This window comes from Streptomyces kaniharaensis (genome assembly GCF_009569385.1).
GTDB lineage: Bacteria > Actinomycetota > Actinomycetes > Streptomycetales > Streptomycetaceae > Kitasatospora > Kitasatospora kaniharaensis.
Genome location: NZ_WBOF01000001.1, coordinates 5,181,608 through 5,195,034, shown reverse-complemented (window position 1 = coordinate 5,195,034; position 13,427 = coordinate 5,181,608). Strand labels below are relative to the sequence as shown.

Here is a 13,427-nt window from a genome sequence, read left to right as displayed (position 1 = left end):
CGGCGCACTGCCTCGCCGACTCCGCCTGCCCGGGAGGCAAACTGGCGTAGGGTGATCGGTTCGGGCCGGGACGGCACCCGTACGCGTTTCGGGCACGCCGAAGACCCGACGGTCCAGAAGGTCCGCCGGGCCGGTGCCGGGGCATGCGGGGGTAGGCCCGGGGGCCTAGCCGCGTCCGCCGAAGAGGCTGCGCCGCAGCCGGCGCAGCGGCGCCAGCAGTGACACCCGCGCGTGGCGGCGCCGCGCGGCCGGGGCGCCGACGCCGCGCGGCGTCAGCTCCCTTATCAGCCCGAGCGCCTCGGCGGTGTCCACCGCCGGGAGTGCGGGCGCGCCGAGCACGGCCAGGTGTCGGTCGATCCGGCGGCCGGTCGCGCCGACACCGCACTGGATCGCCGGCACGCGGGGCCGAGTCCGCACTTGCATGTGTTCCATCAGTTTTCCCACCCCTACGAGGCGCCAGGGCCGTGAGGCGAAGACTATCCGTGAGGGACGGCCTTCGCGCAACCGTCCTTGGTCTTGTGCCACCGTATCGTGCGGCGTCAACTGACGATGCACCAGGGGGCACTCGGACGGTCACGACTGGACATCAATGGTGGTGCACGACCGGCTGTCCGTCAGCGGAGTTCGGAGGCACGGGCCCGGCGCCCGCCCTCCGAGGCACGCGCCGGGCGCATGGGATGACCCCGGCGATCGGGTCGGCGACAGAGACAGGGGTTGATATAGGGGTCACCCTTCCTCGGCGAATCCGCCAAGTGATCATTCATGAAGTGAAGACATTCGAGGGATTGACTCGGGCGAAACCTCCAAGCAATATCTCTTTCTACCGCACGCACCGCGCATGGGCCCGCACGTTGCCCGAGCGTGCGTTCGAGTGGTGAATAACTCCGGCTCCCCCGAGCCACTGCCCGGCCGCCTCGACGCTGCGGCGGCCAGGCTCGGAAGGGTGCCCGGACCGGCGGCCGGCCGTCGAGGGTCGGCCGGGCCGCCACCAGACTGCCGGTGCCGCCCCGATCAGGGGCCCGGCACCGGCGGTTCCGGCCTCCGGCCGACGAAGACTTCCCGGCGGCGGGCGATCCCGCCTCGCGAAGACCCTGGTCCACAACAGTCCACGAAGGTCCGCGAAGGTCCACGGAGGCCCCAGTCCGCGGGCTCCGGTCCGCGAGGGCCCCAGGACAGGACGTCCCCGCAGGTCGCATCCGGGGATCGGTAGAATCGGCCAGCGTGTCCCTCCTCCTCAGCATCGTGCTCCCGGTCCACGGCGTGGAGCGGTTCCTGCCGCGCTGCCTCGACTCGATCCTCGGCGACACCCCCGCCGCGGAGTCCCGCTTCGAGGTGATCGCGGTCGACGACCTCTCCCCCGACGGCTCCGGCGCGATCCTGGACGAGTACGCCGCCCGCGACCCCCGGCTGCGGGTCCTGCACCTCACCGAGAACCAGGGCCTCGGTGGCGCCCGCGCCGCCGCCCTGCCGCACGCGCGCGGCGAGTACGTCTGGTTCGTCGACAGCGACGACTGGCTGCCCGAGCGCACCGTCAGCGTCGTCCTGGACGAACTGCGCCACGAGGGCCGCCAGCCGGTCCCCGCCGACGTGCTGATCACCGACTTCACCCACGTCTACCCGGACGGCGAGACCGAGCCCAACCCGTGGCGCCACGTGCTGCTCGGCTCCCCGCTCGTCGACGGCTGCACCCTGGCCGAGCACCCGGAGCTGTTCCAGACCGTGATGTCGGTCTGGAACAAGGTGTTCCGCCGCGCCTACCTGGAGGGCCTCGGCGTCTCCTTCGGGCGCGGCTACTACGAGGACATCTCGGTCACCTACCCGGCGCTGCTGGCGGCCGGGCGGCTGCGCTACCTCGACCGCCCCTGCTACGTCTACCGGCGCGGCCGGGACGGCGCGATCACCGCCACCGCGTCCCCCAAGCACGCCGACGTGTTCACCCAGTACGACGCGATCTTCGCCTTCCTGGACCGCCCGGACCGCCCCGGCCAGCCCGTCCCGGCCGCGCTGCGCACCCTGGTCTTCGACCGGACCGTCCGCCAGGCGCTGAACGTCTACGACACCCCCGGGCTGGTCCCGGGCGACCGGCGCAAGGAGTTCTTCCGCCGGATATCCCAGCACTTCGCCCGGCACCGCCCGGACGGCTACCAGTTCCCCGGCGGCGTGCGCGGCGTGCAGTACCGGCTGGCCGCGCGCGGCGCGCGCATCGCGTACGCGGAGCTGCGCCGCACCGGCCGGCTGCCGCGCGAACTCAAGCGCGGGGCGCGGGCGGTGGCCCCGGCGGTGAAGAAGGGCGTGCGCAGCGGAGCCCGGTTCACCGCGTACAACGCCTTCCGCCGGCTGCCGCTGGACGAGCACCTGGCCGTCTACGCGGCCTACTGGCACCGGGGTTACGCGTGCAGCCCGGCGGCGATCTACGAGAAGGCGAAGGAACTCGCCCCGCGGATCCGGGGCGTGTGGGTGGTGGAGAACCGCGCGCAGGCCGCCACCATGCCGCCCGGGGTGCCGTACGTGATCGTCAACACCCCCGCCTACCTCAAGGTGATGGCGACCGCCAAGTACTTCGTCAACAACGTCAACTTCCCGCGCACGATGGCGAAGCGGCCCGGCACGGTGCACGTCCAGACCCAGCACGGCACCCCGCTGAAGGCGATGGGCATGGACCTGCGGGACCGCCCCGAGGCCGCCGACGGCATGGACTTCGGCCGGCTCCAGGAGGCCATCGACCGCTGGGACTTCCTGGTCTCCTCCAACCCGCACACCAGCGAGCACTTCGCCCGCGCCTTCCCCGGCCGGTACGAGATGCTCGACACCGGCTACCCGCGCAACGACCGGCTGGCCAACGCCACCCCGGACGAGGTGCGCGCCATGCGCGAGCGGATCGGTCTGCGGCCCGGCCGCACGTCCGTGCTGTACGCGCCGACGCACCGCGAGGCCAAGGGCGGCTACGTGCCGCTGCTGGACGTGAAGGAGCTGGCGCGGCGGCTCGGCCCGTCGTACACGCTGCTGGTGCGCACGCACTACTTCCACACCGGCGGCCCGGGGGACCTGGCGGCGGGCGAGGACGCGGCGGAGATCGTGGACGTCTCGGCGCACCCGACGGTCGAGGACCTGTACCTCGCGGCGGACGTGCTGGTGACGGACTACTCGTCGATGATGTTCGACTACGCGGTGCTGGACCGCCCGATCGTCGTCTTCGCGCCGGACTGGGACGAGTACCGGCGGGTGCGCGGGGTCTACTTCGACCTGTTCGCGGAGCCGCCGGGCGCGGTCACGGTGGACGTGGACGGGCTGGCGAAGGCACTGCTGGCGGGTGACGCCGATCCGGCGGCGCGGGCGCGGTTCCGGGCGAGGTTCTGCCCGTGGGACGACGGCGGGGCGGCGGAGCGGGTCGTACGCCGGGTGTTCCCGGTCTAGCCGGGTCGGCCTGCCGTCTCCGGGTTGCCGGAGGGGTTGGCCGGAGGGGTCCGGATGGGGCCGGTGCCGCCGGTACGGCGACCGGCCCCGCCGGCACGGGCTCAGCCCCGGCGGGCGGCCAGGAACTCGTCGAAGGTCAGGTAGCCCTGGTGGCGGGTGTCCATGGCGTGGATCAGCGCCTCGGCCATCGAGAGCGTCACGTCGTGGTCGCCCATCTCGTTCGCGACGAGCGCGTACTCGGCCGGAGTGATCTTGCCGTCGCCGTTCTTGTCGAAACGGTCGAACATGGCCTTGATCGCCTCGGTGGTCTCCATGGTTGCCCTCCTGGTACTGCGGGTTGTGCGATGTTCGGACGGGCGTACCCTACCCGGCCGTGGTGTGGGCCACGGCGGGCAGGAGTGGACGGGCGGCGGGGCCGGTGGCGTAGTCTGCGGAACCGATACCGGCCCGGGCACCTCCCGGGCGCTCATTCGTCCAGGGAGGGACCATGCTCGATCTCGTCACCAGGCTGGTGCTGAAGCCCGTCTCGCGCGGCATCTGGCGGCCGGTCATCGAGGGTGTCGAGAACGTGCCGCGCAAGGGCGCGGTGATCCTGGCCAGCAACCACCTGTCGTTCATCGACAGTGTGGTGATCCCGCTGACCACTCCGCGCCGGGTGCACTTCCTGGCCAAGGCCGAGTACTTCACCCGCACCGGCCTCAAGGGCCGGCTGTCCAAGGCCTTCTTCGAGGCGATCGGCGCCGTGCCGGTCGAGCGCGGGACGTACCGCTCCGCCCAGGCCTCCCTGGAGTCGGCGCTGGAGATCCTGCAGGACGGCAAGGCCTTCGGCATCTACCCCGAGGGCACCCGGTCGCTGGACGGCCGCCTCTACCGCGGCAAGACGGGCGTCGCCTGGCTGGCGCTGACCGCGGGCGTGCCGGTGGTGCCGGTGGCGCTGGAGGGGCCGGAGCGGATCCTGCCGCTGGGCAAGCGGGTGCCGCGGATCAAGAAGGTGACCGTCCGGTTCGGCGAGCCGCTGCACTTCGACGAGTTGCACGGGCAGGCCCGGTCGCTGAAGGCCCGCCGGCAGGTGACCGACGAGGTGATGGCGGCGATCCAGCGGCTCTCCGGCCAGGAGGTCGTGGAGAGCTACAACGAGGTCCCGAAGGCAGCCTGAGCCGCCTGCGCCGCCGGGTGTGCCCGAAGGCGGCCCGAGCCGGCGCGGCGTCAGGCGCGCGGGCTCAGGCGTGCCCCAGCGCCGCCGCCGTCGGCTCGGGAACGGTCGCGGCCGCCTCCGGCGCCTCCCGGCGCAGCAGCGCCGCGTACCGGCCGTCCAGCTCCACCAGATCGTCGTGGGTGCCGAGTTCGACGACCTCGCCGTGGTCCAGGACGGCGATCTGGTCGGCTCCGCGCACGGTGGAGAGCCGGTGCGCGATGGTGATCGTGGTGCGGCCGGCCGCCAGGGTGTCCACGGCCTGCTGGACGGCGCGCTCGGTGCGGTTGTCGAGCGCGCTGGTGGCCTCGTCGAGGATCAGCACGGGCGGGTTGCGCAGGATCGTGCGGGCGAGCGCGAGGCGCTGCTTCTCACCGCCGGAGAAGCGGTAGCCGCGCTCGCCGACCAGGGTGTCGTAGCCGTCCGGCAGCGCGGCGATGGTGCCGTGGATCTGCGCCGCGCGGGCGGCCTCGACCAGTTCGTCGTCGGTGGCCTCCGGCTTGGCGAAGCGCAGGTTCTCCGCGACGGAGGCGTGGAAGAGGTAGGTCTCCTGGGAGACCACGCCGACCGCGCGGGCGAGCGTGTCGAAGGAGAGCTCGCGCACGTCGGTGCCGTCGATGGTGACCCGACCGCCGGTGACGTCGTAGAGCCGTGGGACGAGGTAGCTGAGCGTGGTCTTGCCCGAGCCCGTCTCGCCGACCACGGCGAGCGAACTCCCCGCCGGGACCTTGAGTTCGACGCCGGACAGGGTCGGGCGCTCCTGCTCGGGGTCGTAGCGGAAGTCGACGCCCTCGAACCGGACCTCGCCGCGGATGTCCGCCAGGACGACGGGCTCCGCCGGCTCGGCGATCTCCACCGGCAGGTCGAGGTACTCGAAGATCCGCTGGAAGAGCGCGAGCGAGGTCTGCACCTGCACGCCGGTGGAGAGCAGGCTGACGGTCGGGCGGAACAGGCCCTGCTGGAGCGTGGTGAAGGCGACCAGGGTGCCGACCGAGACGATCGGCGCGCCGTCGGCCGCCGCCAGCCCGGCCGCCCAGTAGATGACGGCGGGCATCGCGGCCATCACGATCTGGATGGTGTTCATCCGCCAGCGCCCCGCCATGCTGGACCGCACCTCCAGGTCGGCGAGGCGGTCGGACTGCTCGGTGAACTCCCGGGCGAGCGAGTCGGAGCGGCCCATCGTGCGGCCGAGCAGGATGCCGCTGACGGACAGCGACTCCTGGACCGCCGAACTCATCGCGGCCAACTGCTTCTGACGCTCGGTGGTGATCTTCTTCCGCTCGTTGCCGACCCGGCGGCTGATCCAGACGAACAGCGGGAGCAGGAGCAGCGAGACGACGGTGAGCCGCCAGTCGAGCGCGACCATGGCGACGACGGAGGCGATCACGGCGGTGAAGTTGGAGACCAGGCTCGTCGCGGTCGACGTCACCGTGGACTGCATGCCGCCGATGTCGTTCGCGATCCGGGACTGCACCTCGCCGGTGCGGGTACGGGTGAAGAAGGCCAGCGACATCCGCTGGAGGTGCCCGTAGACGGCGGTCCGCAGGTCATGCATGACGCGCTGGCCGACGGTGGTGGAGATCAGCGTCTGCAGGACGTTGAACACGCTGTTCACCACGGCGGCGGCGATCATGCCGAGCACGAGCAGGCTGAGCAGCCCGGTGCGGCCCTGCGGGACGGCGGTGTCCAGGACGGCCTTCAGCAGGAACGGCGAGACGACCGACACGACGGCGGAGGCGCCGACCAGCAGTCCGACGGTGGTGAGGCGGCCCGTGTAGGGGCGGAAGAGCGCGAGGATGCGCCGCCACTGGGCCGGCGGGTGGGGCATGCCCTCGGCGTGCTCGGGCGGGGTCCAGTCGATGGAGTCGGGCCTCAAAAGCGGGCCTCCCTGGGTCGGACGCGCGAGGGCGCGCTGGGGCGGACGGGCGAGAGTGCGGAGAATGCGGCGGGCGCGGCCAGGGTGGCCGGCGTGGCCGACACGGCTGTCACCACCGGTACGGCCGGCACGGCCGGCATGGCGGTCGGGCTGGCGCCCGCATAGCGAGAATAGCTCATAGTTAGACAAGCTAATAGTGAGACTAGCTCTATTCCCGTTATCGCACGCCGCGGGCCGCCCGACCGCCTCCCCATATCGTCCGGTTCAGTTCACGCTGTTCAGTTCGCGCGGTTCAGTTCGTCTGGTCCGGTCGGCGCAGCTCAGTTCGTGCGGTAGGTGCGCGCCGCCTTCGAGGAGAGACCGCCCAGCTTCCCGGACGGCAGCACCCTCGCCAGCGCGACCGCGAGCTTGTACCGCTTGCCCGGCACGGACACCGACCGGCCGCGCCCCAGGTCGCGCAGCGCCTCGTCCACCACGCGCTCGGCCGAGAGCCAGGACCAGGACGGGATGTTGCCGGTGCCCATGCCCGCGCGCTGGTGGAACTCGGTACGGGTGAAGCCGGGACACAGCGCCATCATCCGCACCCCGCTGCCGCCGAGGTCGCGCAGCACCCCCTGCGTGAAGCTCACCACCCACGCCTTGCTCGCGCCGTACGTGCCGCGCGGCAGGAAGGCCGCCACCGAGGCGACGTTGACGATCGCGCCCCGGCCGCGTTCCCTCATCCCCGGCAGAGCGGCCGTGGTCAGCCGCAGGATCGCCTCGACGTGCACCTTCAGCATGTCCAGCTCGTCCTGGAGCGGGACGGTCAGGAACGCGCCCTTGTTGCCGAAGCCCGCGTTGTTGACGAGCAGGTCCACCGGGCGCGCGGTGTCGGCCAGCCGCGCCTCGACGGCGCCGATGCCCTCGTCGGTGGCGAGGTCGGCGGTCAGCACCTCCGTCTCGATGCCGTACTTCCCCTGTAGCTCGGCGGCCGCTCGCTCCAGGCGCTCGGCGTCCCGGGCCACCAGGACGAGGCGGTAGCCGCCACGGGCCAGCCGACGCGCGAACGCGGCTCCAATACCGGCGGTAGCGCCGGTGATCAAGGCTGTGGTCATACCCCCGACCGTACCGACTCGCCGCGACCACGCCCACACCGAATGCGACACCCTGCTCGGCGGAGTGCGGATGCTCAGACCGCGACGGCCTTGGCGCGGTCGGCCGCGATGTGGAGGGCGAGGCCCCCGAGGACCGTGCCCATCGCGTAGCGCTGGATCCGGAGCCAGGCGGGGCGGCGGTTGAGGAAGGAGGCGATGCTGCCCGCGCTCATCGCGATCAGCCCGTTCATGCTCACCGCCACCGCGATCTGGGTCAGGCCCAGCAGCAGGCTCTGCGCCGCGACGTGACCGCGCTCCGGGTTCACGAACTGCGGCAGCAGGGACAGGTACATGATGGCGATCTTGGGGTTGAGCAGGCAGGTCAGGAAGCCCATCACGAACAGCTTGCGCGGTGGGTCCGGCGGCAGCTGCTGCGGAGCGAACACCGCCGCACCGCCCGGCTTGACGGCCTTCCAGGCCAGCCAGAGCAGGTAGCCTGCGCCGGCGAGCTTGATCGCGGTGTATAGCACCGGTACCACCGTGAACACCGCGGCGACCCCCACCGTCACGGCGCCGAGGTACACCAGGAAGCCGGTCGCGACCCCGACCAGCGACAGCATTCCGGCGCGGCGCCCCTGGGCGATCGAGCGCGAGACCAGGTAGATCATGTTGGGCCCCGGCGTGAGCACCATGCCCAGCGCCACGGCGGCGATTCCGAGCATGGCGTGCACGTCGACGACGGAGGTGAGCGCGTTCATGCGAGGAGGCTAGGGTGCGGGCCGATCTCAATGCAATGATGGCTTTGCACTCGGTGCAATCTGCGGCAACCCCACCGAGTCCTGCCGACGCTTGCCGACTCCCGCGACCCCACCCCGGAGGGCCCGCCGATGGACGACTACCGGCTGATCGCCGACGAGATCGCCACCGCCATCACCGAGGGGCGGCTGCGACCCGGCGAACAGCTCCCCACCCAGCGCGCCTTCGCCCGCAGCAGGGGCATCGCCGCCTCGACGGCGGGACGCGTCTACCGGGAACTGGTCCGGCGCGGGCTCACCACCGGCGAGGTCGGGCGCGGGACCTTCGTCCGAGCCGACCGGCGGCCGCCCGGCCCTCACGTACCGCTCGCCGAGCCCGCCGGTACGCCCATCGACCTGGAGCTCAACTACCCCGTCGTCCCCGAGCAGTCCGCGCTCCTCGCCGCCGGGCTGACGCCGCTGTTGCGGGCAGACGCACTGGGTGCCGCGCTGCGCCCGGTGGGCGCGGCCGGGACGGCAGCGGCCCGGCGCGCCTTCGCGGAGCTGGCGTCCGGGCCGGGCGGCGCGTCCTCGTGGCAGGTCTCCCGGGAGGACGTGCTGTTCGCGGGGAGCGGTCGGCAGGCCATCGCCGGGGCGCTCGCCGCGCTCGTACCGCCCGGCGGGCGCCTCGGCGTCGAGGCGCTCACCTATCCGGTGGTCAGAGCCGTCGCGCAGCGTCTGGGTATCGCGCTCGTGCCACTGCCCATGGACGAGTCCGGCCTTCTGCCCGATGCCCTCGCGGCCGTGCACCGGTCCGCTCCGCTCAGCGCCGTCTACCTCCAGCCGCGGCTGCAGAACCCGCTCGGCGGCAGCCTTCCGGCCGAGCGCCGGGCGGCGCTCGCGGACGAGTTGCGCAGGCTCGACCTGCCCGTCGTCGAGGACGCGATCTGGTCGTTCCTGCGGCCCGACCTCGCGCCGCTCGCGGCTCTCGTGCCGGAGCGGACCATCCTGGTCGACAGCGTCTCCAAGCGCCTCGCCCCTGGCCTGAGCACCGGGTTCGCCGTCGTTCCGGCCGCCTTGCGCGATCGCATGGCCGCCGCGCTGCGATCCGGCGGCTGGGCGCCCAGTGGGTTCGCACTGGAGGCGGTCGTGCGCTGGATCGGGGACGGCGCGGTCGCGGCGGTGGAGGCGGCGAAGCGTGCGGATGCCACGGAGCGTCAGCTGCTCGCCCGGAAGCTGCTGGCCGGGCAACAGGTGCGGTCGGACCCGTGCTCGTACTACGTCTGGTGGGAGCTGCCGGCGGCCTGGCGGGCGGAGACCTTCGTCGCGGCTGCGGCGCGCGAGAGCATCGCCATCACGCCCGCCGCAGCCTTCGCCGTCGACCCGAGGGTATCCCCGTCGGCCGTCCGGGTCGGGCTCGCCTCGCCACCGCTTCCCGACCTGACCCGCGCCCTGGAGACGCTCGCGCGAATCGCGCGGAGCTCGCCGGAGGAACTGCTCGAGTAACCGCGGGCGGGTGACGGGGAACAGCCGACGGATGACAGCTGACAGATAACAGATTTCGAAATCTGTTATCTGTCAGCTGTTACCCGTCCGTCGTCACCCGTCGGCCCGCGCCCCGCTGCCGCGCGCCGCCGTGTCCGCCGCTCCACCGGCGCCGACCGCACGGAGGCGGGAGGCAGCGGTGGCGGCGAGCTGCGGGGCGATCCTGGCGACGTCACGGGAACCGACCACCGCGATCAGGCTCGGCAGCAGCCAGCGGACCGGCTGCATGCCGCGCAGCCAAGGCTGGGCGTAGACGTGGACGGACCGGCGGGCGATGCCGGCCACGATCCGGTCCACGGCCGGCTCCAGCGGGTACGTCTTGTTGGCGGGCCACGGCAGGCGGCTGCGCATCTGCTTGAGGACGGTGTCCTCGTCCGCGCCGCGCACCATGTCGGTGTCGGTCCAGCTCAGGTAGCCCACCCCGACCTTGACCCCCTGGTGCGCGACCTCCGCGCGGAGGGAGTGGGCGAAGGCCTCCACCCCGGACTTGCTCGCGCAGTACGCGCTCATCAACGGCGCGGGCGTCAGTGCGGCCAGCGAGGCGATCTGGAGCAGGTAACCGCGGCTTTCCGTGAGGGCGGGCAGGAACGCCCGCGCGGTGGCCACGCTGCCGAGCAGGTTGACCTCGATCACCCGGCTGAACGCCCGGTGGTCGCTGTCCGTCAGCGGTCCGCCGATGGCGATCCCGGCGTTGGCGACCACGGTGTCGATCCGGCCGTAGTGCTCCTGGATCCGGCGGGCGGCGTTGGTGAGCGCGTCGAGGTCCGTGACGTCCACCTCCCAGGTGGTCGCGGACGGGCCGCACTGGGCTGCGACGTCCTTGAGTTCGGCCGGTTCCAGCCCGAGCAGCGCGACCTTGGCCCCACCCCGGGCGAGCTTGCGCGCGAGGGACGCGCCGATCCCGCGGGCGGCCCCCGTGACAACGACGACCTGCTCGGACAGCGACGGAATGGCGTTCATGCGACGACGGTCCTCTCGGAAGCGGAAGCGGAGGCAGGGGCGGGGGCGGGGGCGGGGGCGCGGACAGCGGCAGGATCGGCGCTCAGGTGCGCGGCGGCCAGCCGGTGGATCTCGGCGGCGACCTCGACGGGCCGCTCCAGCGGCGCCATGTGGCCGACCCCGGGAAGCAGCAACAGCCCCTGAGGATCAGCGAGTTCGGCGACGATGCGGTGGGCGTGCACCAGCGGGGTCAGCCGGTCCGCGGTGCCCGCGATCACGGCGGTGGGAGCGGCGAGCCGGGCGAGCCCGGCATGGACGTCCAGCCGCCCGAGGACGCTCGCCCAGCGCGCGCGGACGCTGGTCGGGCATGCGTGGACGATCCGGGCCGTCGCCTCCACCCGTCCGGCGGGCGAATCCGGGCCCATGGTGGCGTACTTGAGCGCAGCGCGGCTGACCGCCGACACCCGCCCGAGGGGCATCCGGGAGTGCAGCAGCCGCCGGTGCAGGAAGCGGCGCAGCCCTGCGGAGCGCACCGCCTCCGGAACCACGGCGAGTTCCTCCACCAGGCGCCCGGCGCCGGTGGAGATGAGAACGGCGGCGGCGGTCCGTTCGGCGATCTCGGGGCGTCCGCCGGCGGCCATGATGGTCATCCCGCCCATGCTGTGGCCGGCCAGGACGGCTTTCTCGCCCGCCGGAACGGTCCGGGCGAGCACGGCGGACAGGTCCTCGGCGAGCGCCCGGGTGGAGTAGCGGGCCCTGCTCGGCGGGATCTCGCTATGCCCGTGGCCGCGCTGGTCGTAGGCCACCACCAGGTAGCGGTCGGCGAGTTCGCGAATCACCGGAGCCCAGAAAGCGGTTGAGCACGTCCAGCCGTGGGCGAGCACGACGGTCGGTGCGCCGGGTTGCCCGTGGATCTCGACGTGCAGGCGCACCCCGTCGGCCGAGCGGACGCTCAACTCCTCGACGGGCGCGGGTGGTACGCAGTCGGCCGGAAGCTGCGGACTCATGCCGACACCCCCTGGGCGACCCGTGCCACGGCCGGGGCGGCACGCATGATCAGCTCGTACTCGCCGAGGTCGACCTTGCGGGTGGCGCGGCGGAAGGCGGTCGTGGAGCCGGGCCACAGCACGGTGTTCTTGCCGCTCGAATCCATGTACCAGCTCCGGCAGCCGCCCGTCGTCCAGACGGTTCGGTCCATCCGGTGCTGGAGTTCGAGGTTCCACTGGCGCTGGGCACGGGCGGTCGGCTGCATCGCGACGGCGCCGATCGAGCCGAGCGTGGTGAGCGCGTCGATCACGTAGTTCAGCTGCGACTCGATCATGAGGATCATCGAGTTGTTGCCGAGGCCGGTGTTGGGGCCGATCACGAAGAACAGGTTCGGGAAGCCGCGCACGGTCGAGCCGCGCAGTGCCTCCATGCCGTCCTTCCACTCGCCGGCCAGGCTGGTGCCGTTGACCCCGAAGACCTTTGTGCCGATGGGCATGTCGGTCACGTGGAACCCGGTACCGAAGACGATGGCGTCCACCTCGTGTTCGCTGCCGTCGGCCGCGACCAGGGTGGAGCCGCGCAGTTCGCGCAGGCCGGAGGGGACCACCTCGGTGTTGGCGGCGGCGAGCGCCGGGTAGTAGGTGTTGCTGAGCAGGATGCGCTTGCAGCCGATCCGGTAGTCCGGGGTGAGCGTCGCACGCAGGACGGGGTCGGAAACGCCCTGGGCGAGGTGGCGTTCGGCGATTTGCTGGACGGCGCGCAACAGCCCTGGCCTCCGGACGAACGCATCGACCTGAAGTTCGCGCAGTGCGAAGAGCGCGCCGCGGCGGATCTTGCCGGTGATAGGGAGCCGGCTGTGCAGCCACTTCTCCAGCTGCGTGATCTCGCGATCCCGGCGCGGCAGGACCCACGCCGGGGTTCGCTGAAATACCGTCAGTTTGCCGACCTGCGGCTGGATCGACGGGATGATCTGGGCGGCGGACGCGCCGGTGCCCACCATCGCGACGCGCTTGCCGGTCAGGTCGTAGTCGTGGTCCCAGCGGGAGGTGTGGAACACCTTGCCGGGGAAGCCGCCGAGGCCCGGCAGGTCGGGGATCTGCGGGTCGGCGAGCGCGCCGGACGCGGAGACGATGGCGTTGGCGGTCCACTGCCCGGCCGAGGTGGTGATCCGCCAGCGGGTGTGCTCGTTCTCCCAACGCGCCTCCAGCACCTCGGTGTTGAGCCGAAGGTGCGGGCGGAGGCGGAAGACGGTGGCGACCTTCTCCAGGTAGGCGCGGATGTCGGCCTGGCCGGAGAAGCTGCGCGGCCACTCGGGGTTGGGCGCGAAGGAGAAGGAGTAGAGGTGCGAGGGGACGTCGCAGGCGCAGCCGGGGTAGCTGTTGTCGCGCCAGGTGCCGCCGACCGAGTCGGCGCGCTCCAGGACGACGAAGTCGGTGATCCCGGCGCGGCGCAGCCGGACGGCGGCGCCGAGTCCGCCGAAGCCGGAGCCGATGACGGCCACCCGGACATGCGGAACGGCCTCGGCGACCCCGGGGGCGTCACCGGCTCCGGGGGTGTCGACGGCCCCGGACGTATCGGAGGCGTCGGACGCGCCGGGGCGGGGGCGCTTGCTGCTGGATGCCATGCGGCGTCCTCCTGAGGTGGGGGGCGGTGGTGTGCGCGCCGCC

11 protein-coding genes are annotated in these 13,427 nt (G+C 72.4%); 3 read left to right on the top strand and 8 right to left on the bottom strand.

The window, feature by feature from the left end; all coding sequences use genetic code 11:
* Window positions 1-165: 165 nt before the first annotated feature.
* Complete coding sequence (locus tag F7Q99_RS23300; RefSeq protein ID WP_153464449.1) at window positions 166-432, bottom strand: hypothetical protein; 267 nt, start codon at window positions 430-432, stop codon at window positions 166-168.
* 789 nt (window positions 433-1,221) lie between these two features.
* Here F7Q99_RS23300 and F7Q99_RS23295 point away from each other — a divergent pair.
* On the top strand, window positions 1,222-3,414 hold the full coding sequence (locus tag F7Q99_RS23295) for a bifunctional glycosyltransferase/CDP-glycerol:glycerophosphate glycerophosphotransferase (protein WP_326847017.1): 2,193 nt from the start codon (window positions 1,222-1,224) through the stop codon (window positions 3,412-3,414).
* A 101-nt stretch (window positions 3,415-3,515) separates the two neighbouring features.
* Here the strand turns inward: F7Q99_RS23295 and F7Q99_RS23290 are convergent, their stop codons facing one another.
* Window positions 3,516-3,728, bottom strand: a complete 213-nt coding sequence (locus F7Q99_RS23290) for an EF-hand domain-containing protein (protein WP_153464445.1) — start codon at window positions 3,726-3,728, stop codon at window positions 3,516-3,518.
* Window positions 3,729-3,901: 173 nt separating this feature from the next.
* On the opposite strand from F7Q99_RS23290, the gene F7Q99_RS23285 reads away from it, so the two are divergent.
* A complete protein-coding gene (locus tag F7Q99_RS23285; RefSeq protein WP_153464443.1) occupies window positions 3,902-4,570 on the top strand; it encodes a lysophospholipid acyltransferase family protein in 669 nt (222 codons plus the stop codon).
* A gap of 64 nt (window positions 4,571-4,634) precedes the next feature.
* Here F7Q99_RS23285 and F7Q99_RS23280 read toward each other — a convergent pair whose 3' ends face one another.
* The 3 genes from F7Q99_RS23280 to F7Q99_RS23270 all read right to left on the bottom strand — a co-directional run bounded on the left by F7Q99_RS23280 (window position 4,635) and on the right by F7Q99_RS23270 (window position 8,313).
* Window positions 4,635-6,434: an ABC transporter ATP-binding protein gene (locus tag F7Q99_RS23280; RefSeq protein ID WP_153466537.1), complete on the bottom strand. Its 1,800-nt coding sequence runs from the start codon at window positions 6,432-6,434 to the stop codon at window positions 4,635-4,637.
* Between the two features lie 368 nt (window positions 6,435-6,802).
* Window positions 6,803-7,576: an SDR family NAD(P)-dependent oxidoreductase gene (locus F7Q99_RS23275; RefSeq protein WP_153464441.1), complete on the bottom strand. Its 774-nt coding sequence runs from the start codon at window positions 7,574-7,576 to the stop codon at window positions 6,803-6,805.
* Between the two features lie 74 nt (window positions 7,577-7,650).
* A complete protein-coding gene (locus tag F7Q99_RS23270; RefSeq protein WP_153464439.1) occupies window positions 7,651-8,313 on the bottom strand; it encodes a LysE family translocator in 663 nt (220 codons plus the stop codon).
* A gap of 129 nt (window positions 8,314-8,442) precedes the next feature.
* Between F7Q99_RS23270 and F7Q99_RS23265 the strand changes: the two genes are divergently transcribed.
* A complete protein-coding gene (locus tag F7Q99_RS23265; RefSeq protein WP_153464437.1) occupies window positions 8,443-9,795 on the top strand; it encodes an aminotransferase-like domain-containing protein in 1,353 nt (450 codons plus the stop codon).
* Between the two features lie 93 nt (window positions 9,796-9,888).
* Here F7Q99_RS23265 and F7Q99_RS23260 read toward each other — a convergent pair whose 3' ends face one another.
* The 3 genes from F7Q99_RS23260 to F7Q99_RS23250 are packed head-to-tail and all read right to left on the bottom strand — an operon-like array spanning window position 9,889 to window position 13,384.
* Window positions 9,889-10,794 carry an SDR family oxidoreductase gene (locus F7Q99_RS23260; RefSeq protein ID WP_153464435.1) on the bottom strand — a complete coding sequence of 302 codons (906 nt, stop codon included), beginning with the start codon at window positions 10,792-10,794 and terminating at the stop codon, window positions 9,889-9,891.
* Window positions 10,791-11,780 carry an alpha/beta fold hydrolase gene (locus F7Q99_RS23255; RefSeq protein ID WP_153464433.1) on the bottom strand — a complete coding sequence of 330 codons (990 nt, stop codon included), beginning with the start codon at window positions 11,778-11,780 and terminating at the stop codon, window positions 10,791-10,793. Before F7Q99_RS23255 ends, F7Q99_RS23260 begins: the two co-directional genes overlap by 4 nt.
* Window positions 11,777-13,384, bottom strand: a complete 1,608-nt coding sequence (locus tag F7Q99_RS23250; protein ID WP_153464431.1) for a flavin-containing monooxygenase — start codon at window positions 13,382-13,384, stop codon at window positions 11,777-11,779. Before F7Q99_RS23250 ends, F7Q99_RS23255 begins: the two co-directional genes overlap by 4 nt.
* Window positions 13,385-13,427: the final 43 nt, after the last annotated feature.

Excerpts from the sequence above, each read along its gene's own strand:
- F7Q99_RS23270 (WP_153464439.1), bottom strand. The coding sequence starts at position 8,313 with ATGAACGCGCTCACCTCCGTCGTCGACGTGCACGCCATGCTCGGAATC.
- F7Q99_RS23275 (WP_153464441.1), bottom strand. The coding sequence starts at position 7,576 with ATGACCACAGCCTTGATCACCGGCGCTACCGCCGGTATTGGAGCCGCG.
- F7Q99_RS23300 (WP_153464449.1), bottom strand. The coding sequence starts at position 432 with ATGGAACACATGCAAGTGCGGACTCGGCCCCGCGTGCCGGCGATCCAG.
- F7Q99_RS23255 (WP_153464433.1), bottom strand. The coding sequence starts at position 11,780 with ATGAGTCCGCAGCTTCCGGCCGACTGCGTACCACCCGCGCCCGTCGAG.
- F7Q99_RS23280 (WP_153466537.1), bottom strand. The coding sequence starts at position 6,434 with ATGCCCCACCCGCCGGCCCAGTGGCGGCGCATCCTCGCGCTCTTCCGC.
- F7Q99_RS23260 (WP_153464435.1), bottom strand. The coding sequence starts at position 10,794 with ATGAACGCCATTCCGTCGCTGTCCGAGCAGGTCGTCGTTGTCACGGGG.
- F7Q99_RS23250 (WP_153464431.1), bottom strand. The coding sequence starts at position 13,384 with ATGGCATCCAGCAGCAAGCGCCCCCGCCCCGGCGCGTCCGACGCCTCC.
- F7Q99_RS23285 (WP_153464443.1), top strand. The coding sequence starts at position 3,902 with ATGCTCGATCTCGTCACCAGGCTGGTGCTGAAGCCCGTCTCGCGCGGC.
- F7Q99_RS23290 (WP_153464445.1), bottom strand. The coding sequence starts at position 3,728 with ATGGAGACCACCGAGGCGATCAAGGCCATGTTCGACCGTTTCGACAAG.
- F7Q99_RS23265 (WP_153464437.1), top strand. The coding sequence starts at position 8,443 with ATGGACGACTACCGGCTGATCGCCGACGAGATCGCCACCGCCATCACC.